Annotated in this window: 21 protein-coding genes and 1 riboswitch; of the genes, 12 read left to right on the plus strand and 9 right to left on the minus strand. The window is 70.3% G+C overall.

The window, feature by feature from the left end:
* Positions 1-47: 47 nt before the first annotated feature.
* From ABN611_RS15330 to ABN611_RS15340, 3 genes are read right to left on the minus strand one after another with little or no spacing between them, the layout of a single operon-like run.
* Positions 48-884 carry a biotin-dependent carboxyltransferase family protein gene (locus tag ABN611_RS15330; RefSeq protein ID WP_350280539.1) on the minus strand — a complete coding sequence of 279 codons (837 nt, stop codon included), beginning with the start codon at positions 882-884 and terminating at the stop codon, positions 48-50.
* On the minus strand, positions 881-1,486 hold the full coding sequence (locus ABN611_RS15335) for an allophanate hydrolase subunit 1 (RefSeq protein ID WP_350280540.1): 606 nt from the start codon (positions 1,484-1,486) through the stop codon (positions 881-883). Before ABN611_RS15335 ends, ABN611_RS15330 begins: the two co-directional genes overlap by 4 nt.
* Positions 1,486-2,247, minus strand: a complete 762-nt coding sequence (locus ABN611_RS15340; protein ID WP_350280541.1) for a 5-oxoprolinase subunit PxpA — start codon at positions 2,245-2,247, stop codon at positions 1,486-1,488. The genes ABN611_RS15335 and ABN611_RS15340 overlap by 1 nt, the downstream gene beginning before the upstream one ends.
* 85 nt (positions 2,248-2,332) lie before the next feature.
* Between ABN611_RS15340 and ABN611_RS15345 the strand changes: the two genes are divergently transcribed.
* The 3 genes from ABN611_RS15345 to ABN611_RS15355 all read left to right on the plus strand — a co-directional run bounded on the left by ABN611_RS15345 (position 2,333) and on the right by ABN611_RS15355 (position 4,971).
* Positions 2,333-3,094 carry a GntR family transcriptional regulator gene (locus ABN611_RS15345; protein WP_350280542.1) on the plus strand — a complete coding sequence of 254 codons (762 nt, stop codon included), beginning with the start codon at positions 2,333-2,335 and terminating at the stop codon, positions 3,092-3,094.
* A gap of 43 nt (positions 3,095-3,137) precedes the next feature.
* Positions 3,138-4,565 (plus strand): aminopeptidase P family protein, encoded by a 1,428-nt coding sequence (locus tag ABN611_RS15350; RefSeq protein ID WP_350280543.1) that lies wholly within the window; start codon positions 3,138-3,140, stop codon positions 4,563-4,565.
* Positions 4,566-4,743: 178 nt separating this feature from the next.
* A complete protein-coding gene (locus ABN611_RS15355) occupies positions 4,744-4,971 on the plus strand; it encodes a hypothetical protein (RefSeq protein WP_350280544.1) in 228 nt (75 codons plus the stop codon).
* Position 4,972: 1 nt separating this feature from the next.
* Here ABN611_RS15355 and ABN611_RS15360 read toward each other — a convergent pair whose 3' ends face one another.
* Positions 4,973-6,382, minus strand: coding sequence for an alpha/beta fold hydrolase (locus ABN611_RS15360; protein WP_350280545.1), 1,410 nt, complete (start codon positions 6,380-6,382; stop codon positions 4,973-4,975).
* A 97-nt stretch (positions 6,383-6,479) separates the two neighbouring features.
* Between ABN611_RS15360 and ABN611_RS15365 the strand changes: the two genes are divergently transcribed.
* The 3 genes from ABN611_RS15365 to ABN611_RS15375 all read left to right on the plus strand — a co-directional run bounded on the left by ABN611_RS15365 (position 6,480) and on the right by ABN611_RS15375 (position 9,248).
* On the plus strand, positions 6,480-6,833 hold the full coding sequence (locus ABN611_RS15365; protein WP_350280546.1) for a DUF3817 domain-containing protein: 354 nt from the start codon (positions 6,480-6,482) through the stop codon (positions 6,831-6,833).
* Positions 6,831-6,923: riboswitch (glycine riboswitch) on the plus strand. It overlaps the preceding gene by 3 nt.
* Before the next feature lie 74 nt (positions 6,924-6,997).
* Entirely contained in the window at positions 6,998-8,371 is a 1,374-nt protein-coding gene (locus ABN611_RS15370; protein WP_350280547.1) for an L-serine ammonia-lyase, read from the plus strand.
* A 49-nt stretch (positions 8,372-8,420) separates the two neighbouring features.
* Positions 8,421-9,248, plus strand: coding sequence for a helix-turn-helix transcriptional regulator (locus ABN611_RS15375; RefSeq protein WP_350280548.1), 828 nt, complete (start codon positions 8,421-8,423; stop codon positions 9,246-9,248).
* On the opposite strand, the gene ABN611_RS15380 is transcribed toward ABN611_RS15375, so the two are convergent.
* Positions 9,241-9,921: an alpha/beta hydrolase gene (locus ABN611_RS15380; RefSeq protein WP_350280549.1), complete on the minus strand. Its 681-nt coding sequence runs from the start codon at positions 9,919-9,921 to the stop codon at positions 9,241-9,243. The genes ABN611_RS15375 and ABN611_RS15380 overlap by 8 nt on opposite strands.
* A gap of 179 nt (positions 9,922-10,100) precedes the next feature.
* Here ABN611_RS15380 and ABN611_RS15385 point away from each other — a divergent pair, with 179 nt between their 5' ends.
* The 3 genes from ABN611_RS15385 (at position 10,101) to ABN611_RS15395 (ending at position 11,440) form a co-directional block, all read left to right on the plus strand.
* Entirely contained in the window at positions 10,101-10,754 is a 654-nt protein-coding gene (locus ABN611_RS15385) for a hypothetical protein (protein WP_350280550.1), read from the plus strand.
* 27 nt (positions 10,755-10,781) lie between these two features.
* Entirely contained in the window at positions 10,782-11,018 is a 237-nt protein-coding gene (locus ABN611_RS15390) for a CopG family transcriptional regulator (protein WP_350280551.1), read from the plus strand.
* 68 nt (positions 11,019-11,086) lie between these two features.
* On the plus strand, positions 11,087-11,440 hold the full coding sequence (locus ABN611_RS15395; RefSeq protein WP_350281644.1) for a PIN domain-containing protein: 354 nt from the start codon (positions 11,087-11,089) through the stop codon (positions 11,438-11,440).
* A gap of 2 nt (positions 11,441-11,442) precedes the next feature.
* On the opposite strand, the gene ABN611_RS15400 is transcribed toward ABN611_RS15395, so the two are convergent.
* Positions 11,443-12,360, minus strand: coding sequence for a hypothetical protein (locus tag ABN611_RS15400; RefSeq protein WP_350280552.1), 918 nt, complete (start codon positions 12,358-12,360; stop codon positions 11,443-11,445).
* Positions 12,361-12,405: 45 nt separating this feature from the next.
* A complete protein-coding gene (lysX, locus tag ABN611_RS15405; RefSeq protein ID WP_350280553.1) occupies positions 12,406-15,762 on the minus strand; it encodes a bifunctional lysylphosphatidylglycerol synthetase/lysine--tRNA ligase LysX in 3,357 nt (1,118 codons plus the stop codon).
* Positions 15,763-15,871: 109 nt separating this feature from the next.
* Between lysX and ABN611_RS15410 the strand changes: the two genes are divergently transcribed.
* The 3 genes from ABN611_RS15410 to ABN611_RS15420 all read left to right on the plus strand — a co-directional run bounded on the left by ABN611_RS15410 (position 15,872) and on the right by ABN611_RS15420 (position 17,495).
* Positions 15,872-16,537, plus strand: a complete 666-nt coding sequence (locus ABN611_RS15410) for a DUF998 domain-containing protein (RefSeq protein WP_350280554.1) — start codon at positions 15,872-15,874, stop codon at positions 16,535-16,537.
* Positions 16,534-17,283 carry an alpha/beta fold hydrolase gene (locus tag ABN611_RS15415; RefSeq protein ID WP_350280555.1) on the plus strand — a complete coding sequence of 250 codons (750 nt, stop codon included), beginning with the start codon at positions 16,534-16,536 and terminating at the stop codon, positions 17,281-17,283. The genes ABN611_RS15410 and ABN611_RS15415 overlap by 4 nt, the downstream gene beginning before the upstream one ends.
* A gap of 86 nt (positions 17,284-17,369) precedes the next feature.
* On the plus strand, positions 17,370-17,495 hold the full coding sequence (locus tag ABN611_RS15420; RefSeq protein WP_350280556.1) for a hypothetical protein: 126 nt from the start codon (positions 17,370-17,372) through the stop codon (positions 17,493-17,495).
* A 156-nt stretch (positions 17,496-17,651) separates the two neighbouring features.
* On the opposite strand, the gene ABN611_RS15425 is transcribed toward ABN611_RS15420, so the two are convergent.
* Both ABN611_RS15425 and ABN611_RS15430 read right to left on the minus strand, forming a co-directional pair.
* The gene (locus ABN611_RS15425) at positions 17,652-18,899 is read right to left on the minus strand and encodes an ROK family transcriptional regulator (RefSeq protein ID WP_350280557.1); all 1,248 of its coding nucleotides are present in this window, start codon (positions 18,897-18,899) and stop codon (positions 17,652-17,654) included.
* Between the two features lie 144 nt (positions 18,900-19,043).
* Positions 19,044-21,968, minus strand: coding sequence for an AAA family ATPase (locus ABN611_RS15430; protein WP_350280558.1), 2,925 nt, complete (start codon positions 21,966-21,968; stop codon positions 19,044-19,046).
* Positions 21,969-22,036 lie beyond the last annotated feature (68 nt).

Genomic DNA, 22,036 nt, shown 5'->3' on the forward strand with positions numbered 1-22,036 from the left:
GAGGGGTGGGCCGAGGGGACGGGTTGGACTGCGTGGTCGGTCGGGGGTTAGGTGGTTAGTCGGATTGGTTGGCCTGGGCGGGTTTGGGCGCAGGGGGATAGGTCGGGGTCTGTGAGGTAGGCGATGACGGGGTAGCCGCCGGTTACCGGGTGGTCGGCCAGGAAGATGACGGGGGTGCCGGATGGGGGGATCTGGATGGCGCCGCGGGTCATGCCTTCGGAGGGGAGTTCGCCGGTGCGGGCGCGTTCCAGGGGTTCGCCGTCGAGGCGTACGCCGACGCGGTTGCTGTTGCTGCTCACGTGGTACGTCTGGGAGACCAGCGACGCCCACCCGGCCTCCGTGAACCAGTCCCGTCGCGGCCCGGGCGTGATCCGCAGGACGACCTCGCCGCCCGCGGGATGCGCGACCGGCGCCAGGTCGACCCCCGGCATTGGCTCCACCAACGATCCGATCGGCAGTGTCTGGCCGGCGACGAGCGGCGCCGGACCGAGCCCGGACAACAGGTCCGTGGACCGCGACCCGAGCACCGGCGGTACGTCGATCCCGCCGCGGACCGCGACGTACGTCCGCAGCCCGGTCGGTGGCGTACCGAGCCGCAGGATCTCACCGGCCCGCAGCGTCGCCGGAGCGTTGAGCGGTACGCCGGTGCACGGCGCGCCGGTGATCGCGACGACGACATCGTGGTCGGCGTGCAGCACCAGACCGCCGAACGTCACCTCGACAGCCGCCGCGCCGACAGGGTTCCCGACCAGCCGGTTCGCCAACGAGTACGCCGCCCGGTCGCACGCCCCAGATGCCGGTACGCCGAGGGCCGCCTGGCCGGCCCGCCCGCGATCCTGGATCGTTGCCAACGGCCCGGTTGCGAGGACGGTCAAGCTGCTCATCCACGACCCGCGTCGACGAACCGGACCCGGCGCCCGGGGTGGAACAGCGCGGCCGGCTCACGCTCGGAGTCGAAGATCCGCACCGACGTACGGCCGATCAGTTGCCACCCGCCCGGCGACTCGCGCGGATACACACCGCTGAACTCCCCGGCCAGCGCGACCGCGCCGGCGGGCACCTTCGTCCGCGGCGACTCACGTCGGACGACCTCCCAGGCTGTCGTCGAGGTCAGGTACCCGAATCCCGGCGCGAAGCCACAGAACGCGACCGTCCACTCCTCCCCGGTGTGCCGCGCCACCACCTCGTCCGTGCAGCAGCCGAGCAGTCGCGCGACATCTTCCAGATCCTCTCCGTCGTACGTCACCGGGATCTCGATCAGGTCACCTTGCGCCTGGGCCCTGGGTGCCGGGGTGACCGCCCGCAGGGCGCGGGACAAGGCCTCGAGACCGCCCGAGGTCCTGACCAGGATCGTCCGGGCAGCCGGAACGATGTCCACCACCTCTTCGGGGGTGTCCGCGATCAGTGCGTCGTAGTAGCCGAGCACCTGGTCGAGGCTGTCGAGTTCGACCAGGAGTGCACGGTCGCCGGACGGAAGGATCCGCATCAGCCGGTGAACGGGCGCAGCGCCACGCCCGCCCCCTCCAGGGCGACACGCACCCGGCGGGCGATGTCCACTGCCCCGGGGGTGTCGCCGTGCACGCAGATCGATGCAGCCTCGATGACCAAAGCGCGGCCGGTGTGGTCCTCGATCGCCTGGCCGGTGGCCACCGCCGTGCAGCGGGCCGCGATCTCGTCCGGATCGTGCAACACCGAACCGGCCTCCCGCCGGGAGACCAAGGTGCCGGCCGACGTGTACGCGCGGTCCGCGAAGGCCTCGTGTACCGCGGTCAGACCTGCTTCGGCGGCGAGCCGGAGCCATTCCGAGCCAGGCAGACCGAGTACCGGCAGAGTCTTGTCGTAGTCCGCGACGGCTGCCACCACAGCGGCGGCCTGCTCCATGTGGTGGCCGATCGTGTTGTACAGCGCACCGTGCGGTTTCACGTACCGCACCCGGTCGCCTGCGAGCCGGGCGAACGCGTCCAGAGCGCCGATCTGGTACAGCACCTCGTCGCGCAGCGTGGCCGGCTCGATGTCGACGTGCCGCCGCCCGAACCCGGCCTTGTCGGCGTACCCGACGTGGGCGCCGATCGCGACGCCGCGCTCGACCGCCTCGGCCGTCACCCGGCGCATGATCGAGGGGTCGCCGGCGTGGAAGCCGCAGGCCACGTTCGCACTCGTCACCACGTCGAGCAGCGCCGAGTCGTCGCCCATCGACCAGGAGCCGAATCCTTCACCCATGTCCGCGTTGAGGTCCATGTCCGCCACCTCCTGGCACCGAGCGTAGGAGATTGTTGAACAATCCTGCAAGAGCCTTGTTCCACTTTTCCGTGTCACCTGGGATGATGCGGGCATGACTACGGGTGGGGCCGAGGAAGCTGCGCACGACATTGGCCGGCAGGCGTGGCTGCGGACCGTCGCCGCCGACGTCGCGCGCCTGGACCGCAGCAGCTCCGCGGAGCGTGCCGCGGACATCCTGCGCCGCAGTATCACCGAGGGCGCGCTGCCGCCCGGCGCCCAGTTGTCCGAGGTGGAGCTGACCGAGGTCCTGGAGGTCAGCCGGAACACGCTGCGCGAGGCGTTCCGGCTGCTCACCCACGAAGGGCTGCTCGTCTACAAGCTGCACCGGGGCGTGTTCGTCCCGGAACTCGACGAGCACGACGTGGTCGACCTGTACCGGCTGCGCCGCGTCCTCGAGGTGGACGTCATCCACGGACTCGCCGACCGCGACCCGGAGCTCCCGGCGAGCCGGCTCGAGCCGCTGCACGACGACGTCGAAGCCGCCGAGGCCGCCGCCCGGGCGGACCGCTGGCCGGCGGTCGGTACGGCGAACATGCGCTTCCACCAGCACCTCATCGGTCTCGCGGACAGCGCGCGGATGAACGCGATGACCGGCCGGCTGCTCGCGGAGCTACGGCTCCTCTTCCACGTGATCGCGCTGCCGCGCGAGCTGCACGAGCCGTACATCGAGCGGAACCGCGGTCTGTTCGAGCTGCTCGAGGCCCGCAAGTACGAGCAGGCCGCCGCCGACCTGCACCAGTACCTGCTCGACTCCGAAGCCGCGCTCCTGGAAGCGTTCCGGGATAAGGGCTTGCAAACCCCAGCGCAGACCTGAGTTGATGAGCTGACACCGTCAGCAGCAAAGGGGAGCGCAGCCCATGACCGACGACGCCCGGACCGACCAGACGCCGAAGTCCTACCGCCCGATCGACGCCAAGGGGTTCCGGGAGTTCATCTCTCGCGGCTGGGGTCCGGTGGACCGTTCGGTGTCGGTGCCCGCGGGGCTGGCCGAGGCGGCCGCCGAGCACCGGCGCAAGCTGGTCGCCGCGCTGCCGGGCCGCCGGATCGCGCTCGCGGCCGGCCGGGCGCCGGTCCGGTCGAACGACACCGACTACCAGTTCCGCGCGGACAGCGACTTCGTGTGGCTGACCGGCTGCCAGGCCGAGGGCGCCGTCCTCGTGATCTCCGGTGACGGCGACGCGACGCTCTACCTGCGCGAGACCGCCGGCCCGGACGAGGCGGACTTCTTCGCGAACGCGCGCGACGGTGAGCTGTGGGTCGGCCCGGTGCCGGGCCTGAAGGACTGGTCCGACGCGTTGCAGATCGCCTGCCGCCCGATCGAGGAGCTGCCGGCCGCGGTCCGCGGCGCGGTCCCGTTCATGCTGTCGGTGCCCGGCGTCGAGCCGATGCTGGACGCGCTCGTCCGGACGTCGCCGACCGACGGCAACGCGCTGCGCCAGACCCTCGCGGAGCTGCGCCGGATCAAGGACGACTGGGAGCTCGACCAGCTGCGCGAGGCGGTCGCCGCCAGCGTCCTCGCGTTCGGCGACGTCGCGAGCGAGCTGCCCGAGGCGATCCGGGGCGGCGGCGAGCGCTGGCTGCAGGGCACCTTCGACCGGCGCGCGCGGACCGCGGGCAACGGCGTCGGGTACGCCTCGATCGTTGCTGCTGGCAACCACGCGCCGGTGCTGCACTGGGTGCGCAACGACGGCCCGGTGAACGAGGGCGACGTGATCCTGCTGGACGCCGGCGTCGAGACCCGGACGCTCTACACCGCCGACGTCACCCGGACCTTCCCGGCCACCGGCGAGTACACCGCGGCGCAGCGGCAGGTGCACGACCTCGTCCACAAGGCGCAGCTCGCCTCGCTCGACGCGGTCAAGGTCGGAGCGCCGTACCGCGCCTTCCAGTACGAGGCGCTGCGGGTGCTGGCCGAAGGGCTGCGGGACTGGGGCCTGCTCGACGTCTCGCTCGACGAGCTGCTCGGGCCGGACGGCCAGCAGCACCGCCGGTACATCGTCTGCGGGACCGGCCACTACATCGGCCTCGACGTCCACGACTGCGACGCGTCCCGCCCGGAGGCGTACTTCGCCGGCACCATCGAGGCCGGGATGGCGCTCGCGGTCGAGCCGGGGCTGTACTTCCACCCGCACGACGAGACCGTGCCGCCGGAGCTGCGCGGGATCGGCATCCGGATCGAGGACAACGTCGTGGTGCACTCCGACCGGCTGGAGATCCTCACCGAGGAGCTGCCGATCACGACCGACGGCCTCGAGCAGTGGACCCGGTCGAAGCTCGGGAAGTAATCAAAATTACCGGTCACGAACAGTAACGTTCGCCGCCGCCCCACGATGAACAGGGCGGGGGGAGGGCCGACTCGGCCCGGCGCGTGGCAGTGGGGGGCCGCGACCCACGCGCCCGGCCGAGGCGGCCCCGACTGGGGCCAGGGGGACCCGGGTTCCCTGGGTACGGGGAGTAGTGACCATGAACCTGCGAGTGCGTGTAGTGAACTGCGGAAGCCGGCACTGGTACGCCGACATCGACGACGCCGACGATCCGCAGCCGGACGACCCGTTCTGGTACGTCGACAACTGCCGGAGCCAGGCGCAGGCGCTGCAGACCGCCTGCACCGAGCTCCGGCTGATGTCCGGACGCCTGGTCCGCGGTGACCAGCTGGACCGGGTCCTCGAAGTGACCGGCGTACCCGTCTGAGTCAGCCGGCGGGTGGGACGGCGGCGCAGCTGCTGCCGCGCTCCGGCACGTCCCGCGCGATCAGGTAGGCGTCGATCGTGCGCTGCATGCAAGGGCTCTTCGTGTAGCTCCCGTGTCCCCAGCCTTCGTAGCTGAGTAGTACGCCGTACCGCCCGAGCTGCCGCGCAACGCTCTGCGCCCAGTTGTAGCCGGTCGCCGGGTCGTGGACCGCGTTCGCGAGCAGTACCGGGGTCTCGAGGCCACGGACTTGCAACCGGTGCTGCGGGTTGTCGGCCGGCGGCGCGCCGAGGCAGATCGACACCGCCATCAGCTGACCCGGGTAGCGCAGGTCTGGGTTGTTCCGCGCCAGCCGCTGCAGATGGCCGGCGTACTCGCGATAGTCGCGGACGGGGAGGTTCCAGTCCTGGCAGAACACGGCCAGCGGGTACGGCGCGATCCCGGTCTGGGCGGGCTTCGGTGGTGTGGTGCCTGCCTTCAACAGGCTCGCCAGTCTGGGCCAGTCGGGTCCGTAGAGTGCGCGGAACACCGTGAAGCTCAGCGTGAACGGGTCCGGCGACTTCGCGAGCAGCTCCGCCCAGACCGCCCGGACGTCCTGGCCGTGCAGGGCGCAGCTCGTGGTCGCGTCGCACCACTTCACGAACTCGTCGAACGAGTCCTGCCCCGCGGCCGCCTGGTCGTCGAGGAACGCCCGCGTCGACCGTGAACCGTGGTCGGACACACTCTCCAGCACCATCGCGCGGACGCGCCGCGGATACGTCTCGGCGTACTGCGCTCCGAGCAGCGTCCCGTACGAGCTGCCGTGGAACGAGATCGTGGACTCACCGAGCGCCCGCCGTACGGCGTCGACGTCGCGGACGGTCTGCCAGGTGTCGATGTGGTCGTAGAGCGGACCGGTGTGCTCGCGGCAGTCCTGCGCGAGCTGCCGGTTGTAGCTGATCGTGGCCGCGAACTCGGCCGCGTTCTCGATGATCGGCGACGGCTGCTGGTTGAGCAGCTCCGCCGAGCACTTCACCGGGTTGCTGCGGGCAACGCCGCGCGGGTCGAGGCTGACGATGTCGAACCGGTCCTGCAGGTTCTGGCTGAACCGGCTCATGCCGGTCTTGATCCGATCGACGCCGGAGTCACCAGGACCGCCCGGTCCGAACACGAGTACGCCGATCCGTTCGCCGGGAACAGCCGCCTTTCTGCGGGCCAGCGCGAGCCCGAAGGTCGGCCCGTCCGGGTCCCGCCAGTCGACCGGCAGTTGCAGGGTCGCGCACTCCGAGCCCTTTACCACCAGGGGATCGTCACGGCCTTCGGGCTTGCAGTCTGTCCATTGAACTTGGGCAGCTGTCGCCGGCAGTGTGGTCAGCCCGGCGGCCGCGACGCCGAGCAGTACTGCGCCGCTGAGGGCGCGTCGGGGGAACGTCATGCGCCCGATCCTTCGGCAATCGCTTGCTGACGGCATCGGGGACGATCCCCGAGGTACCCCGGTCGCGGCTTGGGGGACTTGTTAGGGTCGGGCGTTGATGAGTACCAAACATGCGGTGTGGTTCCGGGCGGTGGCGATCGCCGAGGCGGTCTCGTGGACCGGGCTGCTGATCGGGATGCTGTTCAAGTACGTGCTGTCGGACAACGAGATCGGGGTCAAGATCTTCGGGCCGATCCACGGCGGCATCTTCATCGTCTACGTGGCCACCGTGCTCGCGGTGCGCGGGCCGCTGCGCTGGTCGTGGCCGGTGACGCTGGCGGCGCTGGCGGCCAGTGTTCCGCCGTTGTTCACCTGGTTCTTCGAGATCTGGGCGGTCCGCACCGGCCGGATTGACGTTGGCGGGCAGCGCGCCGTACCGTCCACAACGGAAGTCAATTCCACAGCCGCATGAACCCGCGCGGGAGAGACCTGGGCACGACCCGGGCGCCGTAGGAGCAACTCTCCCCAAGAATCTCTCAGGCACCTTCACCGCGCGGGCGAGGCACCTCTGGAGGACGGTCCGACAGAGCGGGGAGGACACCAATCGGTCAACGGCGACCGGAAGGAACCTCCACGATGGCGATCAGCGTCTTCGACCTGTTCAGTATCGGGATCGGCCCGTCGAGCTCCCACACCGTGGGACCGATGCGCGCCGCCCGCACGTTCGCGCTCGGCCTCGCCGACGACGGCCTGCTGGCCGCGACGACGACCGTCGAGGCGCAGCTGTTCGGTTCGCTCGGGGCCACCGGCCACGGGCACGGCAGCAACAAGGCGGTCCTGCTCGGCCTCGAGGGCGCCGACCCGGAGACCGTGGTCACGCACTCGGTCGACGCCCGCGTCGAGACCATCCGGGAGCGCGGCCGGCTGCTGCTGGCCGGCACCCACGAGATCGGGTTCGACGAGAACACCGACCTGCTCATGCATCGTCGCAAGGCGCTGCCGTACCACCCGAACGGGATGATCTTCGTCGCCCGCGACGCGGCCGGAGCGGTCCTGCGGGAACGCACCTACTACTCGGTCGGCGGCGGGTTCGTGGTCGACGAGAACGCCGCGGCGGGCGACCGGATCGTCCCGGACACCACGCCGCTGAAGTACCCGTTCACGACCGGCGCCGAGCTGCTCGACCGCTGCCGCGAGTCGCAGCTGTCGATCAGCGAGGTGATGCTCGCGAACGAGCTGGCCTGGCGGACCGAGGACGAGATCCGGGACGGGCTGCTGCACATCTGGCAGGTCATGCAGGACTGCGTCCGCGAGGGCTGCGAGACCGAAGGCATCCTGCCCGGCGGGCTGAAGGTGCCGCGCCGGGCGCACGCGCTGCACAAGAAGCTCAGCCAGGACCCGTGGTCGGTCGATCCGCTCAAGGTGATGGACTGGGTCAACCTGTTCGCGCTCGCGGTCAACGAGCAGAACGCCTCCGGCGGGCGGATCGTCACGGCCCCGACGAACGGCGCGGCCGGCATCATCCCCGCCGTACTGCACTACTACCGGCGGTTCGTGCCGGGCGCGACCGACGACGGCGCGGTCCGGTTCCTGCTGGCCGCCGGCGCGATCGGCGTGCTGTACAAGGAGAACGCGTCGATCTCCGGCGCCGAGGTCGGCTGCCAGGGCGAGGTCGGGTCGGCCTGCTCGATGGCCGCGGCCGGGCTCTGCGAGGTGCTCGGCGGTACGCCGGAACAGGTCGAGAACGCCGCCGAGATCGCGATGGAGCACAACCTGGGCCTGACCTGCGACCCGGTCGGCGGCCTGGTGCAGATCCCCTGCATCGAGCGGAACGCGATGGCGTCGGTGAAGGCGATCAACGCCGCCCGGATGGCGATGCACGGCGACGGCGTGCACGTGGTCACCCTGGACAAGGTCATCAAGACCATGCGCGAGACCGGCGCCGACATGAAGATCAAGTACAAGGAGACGTCCCGCGGCGGCCTCGCCGTCAACGTCATCGAATGCTAGGTACTCGCAGTACCAGGCTGACCTGCCGCGTTCCCGGAATACTGGGGGTATGAGCGAGCTCGGGCGGACGTTGCACGCGTGGCGGGACCGGGTGACCCCCGCCGACGTGGGCCTGCCGAGCGGTGGGAAGCGACGGGCTCCCGGGCTGCGGCGCGAGGAGCTGGCGCTGTTGGCCGGGTTGTCGGTGGACTACATCGTCCGGCTGGAGCAAGGGCGCTCGGAGTCGCCGTCCGCCCAGGTGCTGACCGCGCTGGCCCGGGCGCTGCGGCTGTCCGATGCCGAGCGCAACCATCTGTTCGTGCTCGCCGGCGAGGTGGAGCCGTCGCCCGGGCGGATCTCGACGTACATCCCGCCCGGGGTGCAGCGGATCGTGGACCAGCTGGACGGGGCGCCGCTGTGCGTGTGCGACGCGGCCTGGACGATGATCAGCTGGAACCCGTTGTTCGCCGCGATGACCGGCGACCCGTCGTCGTTGCGCGGCTGGTGGCGGAACATCGTCTACCGGCATTTCCGGGCGGTGAGCGGCCGCGTCGTCCAGACGCCGGAGCAGCAGCAGAACTTCCGGGCCGCGATGGTGACGGACCTGCGCGCCGCGCTGGCGCGGTACCCGAACGACCCGGAGCTCGCGGCGCTGATCGCGGAACTCCGCGGGGTGGACGAGTTCGCGCGGCTGTGGGACCAGCCGGTCGTCGGGTTCCACCGGTCGGAGCGCAAGACGATCCGGCATCCCGAGGTCGGGACGTTCGACATCGACTGCGACATCCTCGCCGTACCCGGCAGCGACCTGCGCATCATCGTCTACACCGCGGCGCCGAACACCGAGGCCGCGGAGAAGCTCCGGCTGCTGTCGGTGATCGGGCTGCAGGCGCTCACCTGAGCAGCGCCGCGACCGCCGCGGGATCCTCGACCTGCGCGTTGTGCCCGAGTCCGGGCAGCGTGACGACCTGGTCGTGCAGGGCGTGCAGTTCGGCGTCGCTGTTCATAGGATCGCGCTCACCGCGGGCGAGGACCACTTCGGCCTGACTCGCCGCGATCAGTGCCGGCATGTCAGGTGCGCCGACGCCGAAGGTCCCGGGATCCATCGCCAGGCGCCAGCGGCCGTCCTGCTCGACGATGCCGTGGTCGACGACGGCACCCGCCGGATCGACGAGGCCCAGGAGGCCGGAGACCTTGAGGAATCGCGCGGCCGCCTCGTCGCAGGTGTCGAACCAGGCGACGGGCTTCCCGGCCAGGGCCTTCGCCCGGCCGAGGTCGTCCGCGGTCCAGGTCACCTTCACTCCGAGCGCCACGACGCGGCTGACCGTGACGTCGTACCGTCCGCTGGCAAGTTCGAGTGCGAGCACGCCGCCGAGCGAGTGGCCGAGTACGACGACGTCCCGACGTACGGCGAGATCGGCGGCGACGGCCTCGGCCATCGCGGCGAAGTCGTACGACGGGAGCGGGGACGCCGAGCCGTGGCCCGGGAGGTCCGGGGCATGGTGCGCGTCCGGCCAGGTGTCCCAGACGCGGGCGTTCGCTCCGAGACCGTGCAGCAGCACGAGATTCGCCATGAGAGCAGGGTGGCAGAGGAATTCCTGTGGTGCCGGGTATTTCGGCGCGTTGTCAGCTAACCCCTTGTATTCCTACGGTCGCGTAGCGGGGACGATAATGGCGGAAGATTTCCTTTTGGGGTGGAATTTCTTCCAAGGACTGTTTGAAACGACTCGTCAGCCGCTACTCTGCGGGACTTGTGAATCCGATCTCTGCCACGGCTTCCCGCCGCCCGCCCTGGCAGAATCCGCGACGCCGCCGCCAGGTCGCCGCGGGCGCCGGCGTCCTGTTGCTCGGCTACCTGGTGCTGGTCGTCATCGCGCTGCTCGGCGGCCCGCGGATCGGCGCCTCGTTCCTCCCGCTGCCCGGCGGTGGCCCGGAACCGGCCGTCCCGATCGCCGCCCCCGAGCCCGGCCGGCCGACGCACAACATCGCGGTTCCGCACCAGAGCACGTCGCCGACCCCGGCCGCCACCCCCGGTACGACGCCCAGCGCCGTACCCACCCCGTTGCCCGTAGCAACCAAGCCACCCGGTCAGCAGCTCCCGGCCGGCGTCCCGAGCACCCCGTGCCCGACGCCCGCCCCCGGCAGCCCCACTCCCCAGATCGTCGAAACCCAGGTCCCGACGATCCCACCCGCCACCAGGCGCCCACCGACCGTCCCGACCGCCAAGCCAACGGCTCCGACCACCGCGCCGACCACCCGCCCGACCCAGTCGGCCACCCCTACGGCGCCACCCCCGACCAGCACCACCCCGAGCGAGCCCCCCACCACCCCGGACACCCCGGACGACCAGGACCCCGACGGCCTAGGCGGCATCCTCGGCTCCCTCCTCGACAAACTCGGCCTCTAGAACACCTACGTGTCTTAGGGTTGGTACATGCCGATGAAGCGCACCAACGTCTACGTCGATCCCGAGGATCTGGCGCTGATCAAGGGCGCCTCTCGTCGGCGCGGGATTCCCGCGGCCACGATCATCCGGGAGGGCATCCACCTGGCCGCGATGGCGAATCGGGTGTGGGACGAGCCGCTCGACTGGCCGACCTTCGAAGGCACCGGTGAGCCGGTGACCAAGGACGAGATCCGCGACCAAGTCGCGCGTCGTACCAAACGCTGATCCTCGTCGCCGGCATCATCGCGGCCTTCGACCGCAACGCACCGGACGGACCGGCCTGCCGGAAGCTTCTGCAGGAGGCCGGCACGGTCATTCTGTCGCCGCTTGTGCTTGCCGAGGTGGATCACCTTGCCAGGGCGCGGCTCGGGGCAGCGGCGCGCGCTACGATCCTGGAACTGCTCACTGCACAGGTACGACGGATGCGTTTCCAGGTCCCGGATGTCGGCCCGGAGACTCTGGAGACTGCGCTTGCGGTCATGGGCCGCTACGCCGATCTGGATCTCGATCTTGCCGACGCGATCAGCGTCGCGTTGGCTGCCGACTATCGCACCGACGCTGTGCTCACCCTCGATCGCCGGGACTTCCGGGCGCTGCGTCCGCTGACGCCCCACAAGGCATTCCGGCTGTTTCCCGACGACCTCTGAAGTCAGTAGGCCTCGACCTCGGTGGTGTCGGCGTTGCCGTTGGGGCGGGGTTGGAGGTTGACCTGCCAGCCCTGGTTGCGGGTGAAGGTCTGGTCGAACTTCTTGAACGTGCAGCCGGCGCGGAACTGGCGGCGGTCGGCGTCCCAGTCGGTGCCGGACTTGAAGTACAGGTGGTAGGCGCCGCTGATCCGGTTGACGGTCGCGCTCTGCGTCGCCTGGAGGTAGATCATCACCTGCGGGCGGCCCGGCGGTTGACCGGCGCCGACGATCGAGACCGCGACGTCCTTCGGCGTCCCGTTGGTGATCCGGAGCCGCCCCATGCCCTCCGGACCGCGCCGGACCAGGACCTCGCCGTTGTCCGGCCGCTCGTCCTTCGGCGCGGGACCCGGGTCGGGCAGCGACTTGCCGAACGCCAGCTTCAGCTGTTGCAGCTGGACGAGCGCGCTACCGAGGTCCGCGCGCAGCTGCCGTTGCACCTTCTGCGACGTGTACGCCGCCCCGCCGCACCGCGCGTCCTCCACGGTCTGCTCCACCGAGCTCGTCAGGCGCGTGGCGGCAACACCGATCCGTTCCTGCAGCAGCCCGTGCGCGGCGGTCAACCGGGACGTCACCTTGAGCGCGGCCAGTCGCACCGCGAAGGTGTTCAGCGATTCCGCGACCGTGCTCATCGCCTCGCCCAGCGCTTCCGCCGTACGGACCCGGGTCAGCGACCGTGTCGCTCCCGCCAGCACCTGGTCGATCCGCGTCAGCTCGGCCTGGTACGCCGCCGTACCCAGCGGGCCGGCCGTCGGCACCGACGCGGCAGGAGCCGGCGCGGAGCTACTGGAAGCAGACGCGACAGGGCTCGGCGCGTGCTGCGGCTCCCCACCACAGCCCGTCAGCAGGCCCATCCCCACGCAGAGCGCAACCCAGCGCCTCATCCCCACCCCCCAGGTCCCCAACCCGTGAGCAGTAAGGGTAAGGCATCAGGAGCGCGGAGCGGGACGCACGAACGGGAACGCCAAGGTGCTGCGGATGTTCTGGCCGGTCAGCATCATCATGACCCGGTCCACCCCGATGCCGAGACCGCCCGTCGGAGGCATCGCGTACTCGAGCGCCGACAGGAAGTCCTCGTCCAGCGACATCGCCTCCGGGTCGCCGGCCGCGGCCTTCAGCGACTGCTCGGTGAGCCGGCGGCGCTGCTCGACCGGGTCGACGAGCTCGGAGTACGCCGTACCGATCTCGGCACCGAACGCGACCAGGTCCCAGCGCTCGGCGAGCCGCGGTTCGGAGCGGTGGTTGCGGGTCAATGGCGACGTCTCGAGCGGGAAGTCGGTGTAGAACGTCGGCAGTGTCGTGTTCGGCTCGACGAGTTCGTCGTACAGCTCCAGCACCAGCTCGCCCGGCGTCATCTCGAAGGTCGTGTGCACGTCGTGCTCGGCGCACAGCTCGCGCAGGCGTTCCGCGGGGGTGTTCGGCGTGACCGTCGTACCGGCGGCGCGGCCGACCGCGTCGTGCACGGTGACGACGGCCCAGTCACCGGAGATGTCGAGCTCCTCACCGTCACGCCGTACGACGGGCTTGCCGTGCACCGCGGTGGCGGCCTCGATCAGCAGCTCCCGGGTGAGGTCGCGCATCACGTGGTAGTCGGCGTACGGCTGATACGCCTCGACCGAGGTGAACTCCGGGTTGTGGGTCGCGTCGGCGCCCTCGTTGCGGAAGTTCCGGTTCAGCTCGAAGACCTTGCCCATCCCCCCGACGCTCAGCCGCTTCAGGAACAGCTCCGGCGCGATCCGCAGGAACAGCTCGGTGTCGTAGGCGTTGATGTGCGTGGCGAACGGCCGCGCGTTCGCGCCGCCGTGCACCGCCTGCAGCATCGGCGTCTCCACCTCGATGAAGCCGCGGGTCTCGAAGCCGTTCCGCAGCGCCCGTACGGCGGCACTGCGCTGCTGCATCATCCGCAGCGAGTCCGGGTTCATCACCAGGTCGAGGTGCCGCTGCCGGACCCGTGCCTCCGGGTCGGTGAAGCCCTTCCGCTTGTCCGGCAACGGGTGCAGGCACTTCGCCGCCATCGTCCACGACGTCGCCGCGATTGACAGCTCCCCGCGACGGCTCGTGACGACCTCGCCGGTCACGCTGACGTGGTCGCCGATGTCGACCAGCCGCCGCCACTGGTCCAGCGGTACGTCGCCGCACGATGCGGCCGTGAGCATCACCTGTAGCTGTGTCAGCCCGTCCTGTAGCTGCGCGAACGCCAGCCCGCCGTGGTCGCGCATCCGCATCACCCGTCCGGTGACGGACACGGTGTGGCCGGTGTGGTGGTCCGGCGGCAGGTTCGGATACAGCTCCCGTACCCGTTCCAGCGTCTCGGTCCGCGGTACGCCGACCGGATACGGATCGATGCCTGCGGCAACGAGCTCGGTCAGCTTGGTCCGCCGGATCTGCTCCTGCTCGGTGAGCTTCCGCGCCGGCAACGCGGGCCGCAGCAGTTCGTCTTCCTGGGCCCGTACGGCGGTTGCGAACGCGCGGCCGTCCGCTGCCATGATCGCGTGCCGCTCTGCCGTCTCGACGCTGTCTACACGTGTCCACGGCCGCGGCGCGGGCAGGAAGCCTTCCGCAGTACCGGCGGCCAGCAGTACCTGTGCGAGCGAGGCGCCGCGGGAGTAGCAGATCAGCCGGGGCGACCAGCGCGGCAGGTACTTCTCGTTCGACTGGTACAGGCTCTCCAGCTGCCAGAACCGCGAGGCGGCGGTCAGCAGCGCGTTGGTGAGGCGCAGTACCGGACCGGCGCCGACCCGCTCGGCGTCGCTGAAGATCTCCCGGAACATCGCGAAGTTCAGCGAGATCCGGTGCACGCCGAGGTCGCCGCTGGCGTCGATCAGCGACGTCACCATGAACTCCATCAGCCCGTTCACGGACTCCGGGTCGCGCCGCATCAGGTCCAGCGACACACCCCGGACGCCCCACGGCGCGAACGACAGCAGCCCGCGAACGGTGCCCTCGGCGTCGCGCGCGATGACCATCACGCAGCGCGCGTCGGCCGGATCGCCGAGCCGCCCGAGCGCCATCGAGAACCCGCGCTCGGTCCGCGCGCCCCGCCACTTCTCGGCCAGTCGCACGTACTCCGCCAGCGCTTCCGGCGACAGGTCCCCGTGCCGGACGACCTGGGCGTGGTACCCGGCGCGCTGGACCCGGGTGACCGCCTGCCGCACCGGCCGCATCGTCCGGCCCTCCAGCGTGAAGTCGGCGACGTCGATGATCGCCTCGTCGCCCATCGACAACGCGCGCAACCCGGCGTCGACGTACGCCTGTGCCGCCTCCTCGCTGGCCGACAGCACCGCGGGCGACCAACCGTACCGACGGGCCTCGGCGAGCCAGCGCTGGATCGCGGCCGGCCACGCGACCGGATCGCCCAGCGGGTCGCCGCTGGCCAGGCTCACACCGTTCACCACCCGGTAGGCGATCGCGGCGTCGTTGCCCGGGGCAAACACCACCGCCTTGTCCCGGCGGGTGGCGAAGTACCCGAGGGAGTCGCGTTCGCCGTGCAGCAGGAGCAGGCGCCGGACCTCGAGCTCCTCGGGCTGGGTCAGGTACCGGACGCGCTGGACGGAGCGGAGGAAGATCCAGAACGCGATCACCAGCGAGGCCGCGGAGATCGCGCCGACGGTCAGGCCGATCCAGCCGTGGCCCTCGTGACCGCCCATCTTGCTGCGGGACTGGCCGAGCGCGGCGATCACCGCCCAGCCGATCTTCTGCCGCTGCCCGGTGAGGGTCCGCGGGAACAGCTGGGTGAGCGTGACGCTGACCGCGACCGAGATCAGCATGCCGACCACCAGCGCGCCGACCGCGAGCCGCCGGCTACCGGGCGCGAGCCGGGCCGGGAACGCGGCGCGGATCTTCCACAGCAGCACGACGATCGCGGCGACCACGATCGCCTGCACGATGCCCCACTCGAGGTCCTGGACGCTGGCCGGGCCGAAGTCGCGGAGCAGGTCCGCGTCGGTAGGGTTGGCCAGCCGGACGCTGGTGAAAGCGATGCCGGCGACCTGCGCGAGGAACCAGAGCGCCTCGAAGACCCACAGCACCCAGAGCAGCGCGGCGCGCTTGCCGCGCAGCAACGCGCTGCCGACGACCGCCAGGTACACGGCGGAGAAGATGGTGTGACCGGCCGGGATGCCGATGAAGTCGAACCCGAAGTCGACGTGCTTGACGAGCTTCGGCGCCACGAGATGCAACGGGATCGCGATGAACGACCACACCGCGGCGAGGACGACGACGCGGCCCACCCAGACCGCGGCCCGTTGCTGCCACGCCGGGATCACTGCTGCTTCTTCCGACCGCACCAGCCGATCATCCCACTACCGGGCGGCGACTTGAGTCGAGCTAGCTCTACCTCCACGGTAACGCTGACACCACAGCCAAGACTTTGGTTGACATGCCACGGTTATCACCATGGACGTCGTGCCCTACCGCCTGATCCGCAACCTGATGCTTGCCGCCGGCGTGCTCTACTGCAGCCTGCTGCTGGAGGCGGCGGCCGGGTTCCCGCTGGACGTCCGTACGTCGTTCCTGAGCGAGCTGGGCGCGCGGGACCAGCCCACGAGCCCGTACGCGCGGGGGATGGACCTGGCCACGGGGGTGCTGCTGCTGGTCGTCGTACTGCTCGCTCGTCCGGCAGGGCGGGAGCTGAGGTGGTTGCTGGTCAGTACTGCGACCTTCGGGCTGGGGACGCTGTTCGACTCGTTCTCGCCGATGGACTGCGCGCCGTCGGCCAGTGCTGCTTGCCGGGCGGCGGAGGTGAACGGCCAGGAGGGGGCGCCGCTGGTGCTGCACGAGGTCACGTCGACGCTCGCAGGTATCGGCAGCATCGCCATGGGGGTTTTCGCGGTCCTGGTGCTGCGGAAGTACGGCTGGGGTGGTGTGTGGGGCAAAGCGGTCGCCGTACTGGCAGGAGGGGTTGCGGTGACCCAGACGTGGCTGGGCCTGCAGACCGGTATCGACGTCCTCACCGGCAACGAGCTGCACGCGCCGGGCATCCTGCAGCGGGTGTCGGTGCTGCTCGTCTGCGTAATGCTGGGGACATTGCTACCAGGTCTGAGGCAGGCTTTGTCTCGATGACGACAACCTGGATCCTGGTGCCCGGCCTGGCCGAGACTCCGGAGGAGTTCGCCCGGGTCGTCGAGCTGCTACCGGAGCTCGACATCCGGGTCATCGATCCGTGGCGTACGTCGATCAGGTCGGACGTCGACGCCCTCCGGGCCGCCGCCGGCGTGGCCCCCGGCGAGCAGGTCGGACTGATCGGCCACTCGATCGGAGGGCTTGCCGTACTGCGCTGGGCACTGACGCGACCGCTGGAGGTCACGCGGCTGGTCCTGGTCGACACCAGCCTCACGTCGGAGACGGGCGTACCCGCGTTCTATCCCGGACGGCGCGGCGACCGGGTTGTGCGCTCGGTGGCGCGTTTGCTCGGACGGATCGGCGTACCGCAGCTCCTAGGCGTCGCGGTGCGCCGGTTGATCGTCCGCCTGGGGAGCACGTCGAACCAAGACCCGTTGTCAAAGGCAACCGCGAAGGCGCGCTACGGCGGTCAGGACTCGTGGCTGCTCTTCTGGGACGAGCTGGCGAGCAGCTGGGCCCTGGCCGCAGAGGTAGCGAAGCTGCTGGCCGGCCCCATATCCGCGATAGCCCCGGCAACCCTGCTGGTGGCAACCGGCGGCACCTCCCGCTTCACCGCCACCCGCTGGCTGAACGGTCAAAAATCCCTCGCCAACCTCCTGGGCGCCACGGTAGAGGTCCTCCCGAACTCCGCCCACCTGGTCCATCTGGACGACCCCGAAGCCATAGCCGCCGCCACAAGAAGCTGACGAGAGCTTCCGCGCGGTGGCTGGGGCGCGTACACTGTCCGTACTGAAACAGTCGTGGCAGTAATCGTGTGTAGCGGATGTTGACAATGAGTAATGGACTGCAGGTGAGCCGCAGTGTGCGGTGGCGCTGGTGGGTGGACAACGCGTGGGCGCGCTGGCGCCGGATCCATCGGTTGTACGTCGGACGCGCCTACGGCTGGGGCAAACGATGATCGTCATCACCTGCTCGGTCTGCGATCGCCGCATGCTCCTGCCGATGAGCATGGTGACAGGGCTGGACCGCAGGATCGACCTGACCGGACAGGTGCTCTACGAGCTCACCTACACCTGCTGGTGCGGAGCACCGGGCGCGAAGGTGGTCAAAGGACCTAGGTAGTGCTCGTCATCGCCGGCGTAGGGAGCTTCCGCTGCCACACCTCGTCCAGCGCCATCCGCATCGCACCAGTGACGACAGCATCCTCAGCCAGTGCAGACAGCTCCAGCTTCGGGTGGTTGAGCGTCAGCAACCGCAGCTGATCCGAAATCGCGTCCAGCAACACAGCCCCGGCCCGAGCGACACCGCCACCGATCACCACCGCCGTCGGGTCGAGCACGAGCACAGACGGAGCCAATGCGCGAGCAAACGTCCGAGCAACCTGCTGTACGACGGCCTGCGCCACCGGATCCCGCTCCGCCGCCGCAGCGAACACGTCAGCGGTGTCCAACTGCTCGCCACCCAGCTCAGCCAGCCGCGAGTGCGGGTTGTCCAGCGCCGCCTGTCGACCCAGCGCCGCGATCGCCTCCGACCCGACCGCCCGCTCCAGCGGTCCGCGGCTGTCCTCAGGGTTGATGACGTCGTCGGTGTCGGTCGCGATGAACCCGATCTCGCCGGCCGCCCCGGTACCGCGGTGCAGACGGCCGTCGATGACGATGCCCGCACCGAGCCGCTCACCCCACTGGATCGCCAGCAGCGTGCCGGTACCGCCCCGCGCCGCAGCGATCGCCAGCGCGGCCAGGTTAGCGTCGTTGTCCAGCATCACCGGGCAGTCGAGCAGACCGCGCACATGCTTGATCAGATCGATCGCCGGCCAGCCCGGCACACTCGGAACCAGCTGCACGCGGCCGGTGTGCTCGTCGACGATGCCGGGGCTCGCAGCCACCGCGGCCGCGACGTCATCCGCAGGCACCTCGGCCTCGGCGAGCGCCTCGTTGATCACCTCGGCGATGACGCCGAGCAGCTCCTGTGCGGTCCAGCCCGGCCCGGAACGCCGTACCAGGGACAGCTTGCGGCCGGCCAGGTCGGAGACGCCAACGGTCACCCGGTGTGGGCCGACGTCCAGCCCGAGCACGGGCGCGGCACGGCCGCGCAGGGAGACGCGGATGGCGGGGCGGCCGAGCGAGCGGTCCGCGGAGTCGGGGCCGTGCTGCTGCAGCCAGCCGGCGTCGAGCAGCTCGTCGACGGCCTGGGCGACCGTCGGCCGGGCCAGTCCGGTCCGCTCCACCAGTTCGGCGACGCGCAGCGGCGCGGGCGCGGATCGGCGGACCGCGTCCAGGACCGAGGCGACGTTGATCCGCCGCAGCATCGTCGTGCCGCCGCCGACCGTTCCCTTGCCCATGTCCGACCCCTTGCCTGCCACCCGCACAGTATAGATAGCGAGCGTTCCTAAATACTGTCCATTCCGCGCGCCGATCGGCGGATTCCGGTGCACGAGCGCCACTATCACCCATGTCCGGCACCCGGACGCCCCCGCACACGCACCCTGCCCGGAATCGGGCCGGAGCTAGTCCTGCAGCACCGTCCGGGCGAAGCTGCTCAGCGCTTCGCGGTCCGGCTGCTGCGTCTTCGACATCAGACTGGCCACGTGCTTCTCGACCGTGCGGGGCGAGATGTGCAGCCGGGACGCGATCGACTTGTTCCCGATCCGGTCGACCAGCAACCGGCAGACCTCGTACTCGCGGGTGGTGATGCCCAGCTGGCGCAGGTACGCCGGAACCTGTTCCGAGCCGCTCCGCCGCTGGGACACCGTCGCACCGAGCTGGCGCATCAGGCTGCGGCACGCGCTCGCCACAGCCGGGATGCCGGCGTTGTGGAAGTGGTCCTCCGCCTGCCGCAACCACGCGACCGGCTCACCCCAGCCGTCAGCGTGTGCCGGCTCAGCCACGAGTCGCAGCCCGAGGTGCCGCGCCAACGGGTACAGCGACGCGGTGTCCATCGCCTCGACCAGCTTGGCGTTGGCAGCCTCCACCTGCCCGTCCCGTCCAAGCAGTACGGCGTGCGCGAGCTGAACGAACTGCTTGTTCCACCGCATACCACTGGCAGCCGTCGCGGTGACCGCCTCGAAATGCGCCCAGCCGCTCTGTCCGGACAGTACGCCGAGTAACAGGTTCAGCCCGTTCTTGCCGGCGGTGTGGAGCGTCGTCGGGTTCTTGGCGTCGTACGCGAGCGCCTGCGCCATCTCGGCCTCGGCCAGCTCGCGGTTCTCCTCCAGCAACGCGCAGAACGTCCTGGCGAGCCCGTAGGAGTACGGCAACTCGTACGTCGCCCGCTCACCGCCCCAGCTCGCCGCCTCCGCGAGCGTCGCCTCCATCGCGGACCGGCGGCCCTGGTGAGCCTCCAGGATCGCCTTGGTGGCCAGGAAGTACGTCGCCGACCGGCCGAGCCGCAGCCGCCGCGTGACCGCGAGGCACTCGTCGATGATCCCGGCGGCCCGCGCGTACTCGGACCGCAGGATCGCGTGCTGGCCGAGAATCCCGTCGACCTCGTACATCAACGGGATCGCGCCGATCCGGAGCGCCTGCTGCCGGGCCCGCTCCAGTTCGAGAACGCTGCCTTCGGCCAGGTAGATCGTGACTGCCTGGAAGATGTGGGAGCAGACCCGCAGGAACGTCAGGCCGTGATCCTCGGCGACCTGCCGGGACCGGTGGAAGTACTCGATCGACAGGTCGAGGTCGTGCTCGCGCGCCAGGATCCCCAGCAACTGCAGCGCTTCGCAGCTCACCTCGGGCAGCTTCGCGCGCTCGGCCGCGGCGGCGGCGCGAGTAGCGAGTTCGGTGGCGGTCCGGATGCGGTCGGGGCTGTTCCGGGCGAGTTCGAGGTTCGCGGCAACCACGTCGACCGGCGCAAGGTCGGCATCGTCCGGATCGCTGCCGAGCAGCGAGCGAGCAGTCGCGACATGCTCCAGGGCGGTGGACCAACGGCCGGCCACCATCTCGGCGTCAGCCAGCTGGACGTGCAGTGCGGCGACCTTCCGGCTGTCGAGGTTGCGGCCGGCCATCTCCTCGACGGTCGCGGCGTGCACGGCGAGGTCCTCGAAGCGGCCGGCCGCACTGAGCGCGAGCAGCAACGAGCCGAGAACTCCGGCCCGGTAGCTGAGGTCGGGATCGTCCGCCAGCATCGCGTGGGCGCGTGCGAGCAGGTTGGCGGCCGAGCCGGTCGAGCCGTCGTCGTACGAGCGCCGGCCGGCCAGTGCGAGCAGCCGCCCGGCGCGGATGGTCTCGCCGCCGGTCTCGGCGAGATCGGCCACCAGCGGGCACCACTCGCCGGGCAGTCCGGGGTGCAGCTCCTCGATCGCGTCCGCACACCGAAGCGCCAAGGCTGAGCGCTCGGTCGGCGTCAGGCCCGCCAGCAACGCGTCTGCCGTGAGCGGATGCCGAAACGCGTACCAGTCGGGCACGGGCTCGTCCGGCCCGACAAGCTGCGCGGCAACACCAGCCCGCAGCGTTGCCAGCAGCAAACGGTCGTCGGTCCCGGTTGCCTTCTGTACGACGCTCAGCGGGAAGCGATGCCCGATGACAGCGGCCAGTACCAGGATGTCCCGGGACTGCGGCCCGAGCTGCGCCGTACGGCTGCTGATGCTGTGCACAACGGCGGCCGGCACCCGCGTCTGCAGATCGTCGACCAACTGCACACTGCTGCCCGGCTCGGTGACGAGCTGCCCGGTGCGGTACGCGTCCTGCAGCAGTTCCTCAACAATGAAAGGAATTCCTGCGCTGTCCCGCCACAGCTGGTCTGCCAGTTGCTCGGGCACACCGCTGACCGGAACGCCCAGACAAGCCGCGGTGAGCTCAGCCACGTCAGTGCGTCCCAGCGGCTGCAGTTCGAACAGCATGCCCGCCCCACGTTGGGCTGCCAGCCGTGCCAGCTCGTACGCCTCACAGGTCTCGGAGCGCATCGTCGCGACCAGCGCGATCGGCTGCTCGTCCAGGTTGTCCAGCAGGTACTCGATGACCGCCAGCGTCTCCGGATCGGAGCCGTGCAGGTCCTCGAGGACCAGCAGACACCCACGATCCCCACCTGCCAGCGCGAGCAGCCGCAGTACGGCCTCGCCCAGGACGACAGGCGACGCGGCGGTGTCGTGTGCCGTGCCGTCGTCCCAGTCCGGCACCAATCGGCCGAGCACCCGGCGATACGGCCCGAGGCTGTCCGGCGCCGGCATCTCGCCGCGCCGGATCAAGGACAGCAGTGCCTCGGTGAACGGACGGAACGCGACCGGCGTCCCGATCGCACCGACCCGGCCACGGAGCGTCACCATTCCTTCGTCGATCGCCTGCGCGGTGGCCGCGGCCGCCAGCCGGCTCTTGCCGATCCCTGGTTCACCGACCAGGAAGATCGCACCGCCGTGCCCGCTGCGTGCTCCGGTCAGCAGGCGGTGAAGACCGTCGATCTCCCCGTCTCTGCCGACCACAACGGGCGAACGGGTCTGCATGTTTGCCAACTGTATAGACGTATGGCTGTCACTGCAGGTACTTCCGCCGACAGTCAGCAGTCGCCACG

It is taken from the genome of Kribbella sp. HUAS MG21 (assembly GCF_040254265.1).
GTDB lineage: Bacteria > Actinomycetota > Actinomycetes > Propionibacteriales > Kribbellaceae > Kribbella.

Bases quoted from the DNA above. Each gene is read 5' to 3' on its own strand.
- ABN611_RS15330 (WP_350280539.1), bottom strand. From the start codon at position 884: ATGAGCAGCTTGACCGTCCTCGCAACCGGGCCGTTGGCAACGATCCAG.
- ABN611_RS15335 (WP_350280540.1), bottom strand. From the start codon at position 1,486: ATGCGGATCCTTCCGTCCGGCGACCGTGCACTCCTGGTCGAACTCGAC.
- ABN611_RS15345 (WP_350280542.1), top strand. From the start codon at position 2,333: ATGACTACGGGTGGGGCCGAGGAAGCTGCGCACGACATTGGCCGGCAG.
- ABN611_RS15350 (WP_350280543.1), top strand. From the start codon at position 3,138: ATGACCGACGACGCCCGGACCGACCAGACGCCGAAGTCCTACCGCCCG.
- ABN611_RS15355 (WP_350280544.1), top strand. From the start codon at position 4,744: ATGAACCTGCGAGTGCGTGTAGTGAACTGCGGAAGCCGGCACTGGTAC.
- ABN611_RS15360 (WP_350280545.1), bottom strand. From the start codon at position 6,382: ATGACGTTCCCCCGACGCGCCCTCAGCGGCGCAGTACTGCTCGGCGTC.
- ABN611_RS15365 (WP_350280546.1), top strand. From the start codon at position 6,480: ATGAGTACCAAACATGCGGTGTGGTTCCGGGCGGTGGCGATCGCCGAG.
- ABN611_RS15370 (WP_350280547.1), top strand. From the start codon at position 6,998: ATGGCGATCAGCGTCTTCGACCTGTTCAGTATCGGGATCGGCCCGTCG.
- ABN611_RS15375 (WP_350280548.1), top strand. From the start codon at position 8,421: ATGAGCGAGCTCGGGCGGACGTTGCACGCGTGGCGGGACCGGGTGACC.
- ABN611_RS15380 (WP_350280549.1), bottom strand. From the start codon at position 9,921: ATGGCGAATCTCGTGCTGCTGCACGGTCTCGGAGCGAACGCCCGCGTC.
- ABN611_RS15390 (WP_350280551.1), top strand. From the start codon at position 10,782: ATGCCGATGAAGCGCACCAACGTCTACGTCGATCCCGAGGATCTGGCG.
- ABN611_RS15400 (WP_350280552.1), bottom strand. From the start codon at position 12,360: ATGAGGCGCTGGGTTGCGCTCTGCGTGGGGATGGGCCTGCTGACGGGC.
- ABN611_RS15410 (WP_350280554.1), top strand. From the start codon at position 15,872: ATGGACGTCGTGCCCTACCGCCTGATCCGCAACCTGATGCTTGCCGCC.
- ABN611_RS15415 (WP_350280555.1), top strand. From the start codon at position 16,534: ATGACGACAACCTGGATCCTGGTGCCCGGCCTGGCCGAGACTCCGGAG.
- ABN611_RS15420 (WP_350280556.1), top strand. From the start codon at position 17,370: ATGAGTAATGGACTGCAGGTGAGCCGCAGTGTGCGGTGGCGCTGGTGG.
- ABN611_RS15430 (WP_350280558.1), bottom strand. From the start codon at position 21,968: ATGCAGACCCGTTCGCCCGTTGTGGTCGGCAGAGACGGGGAGATCGAC.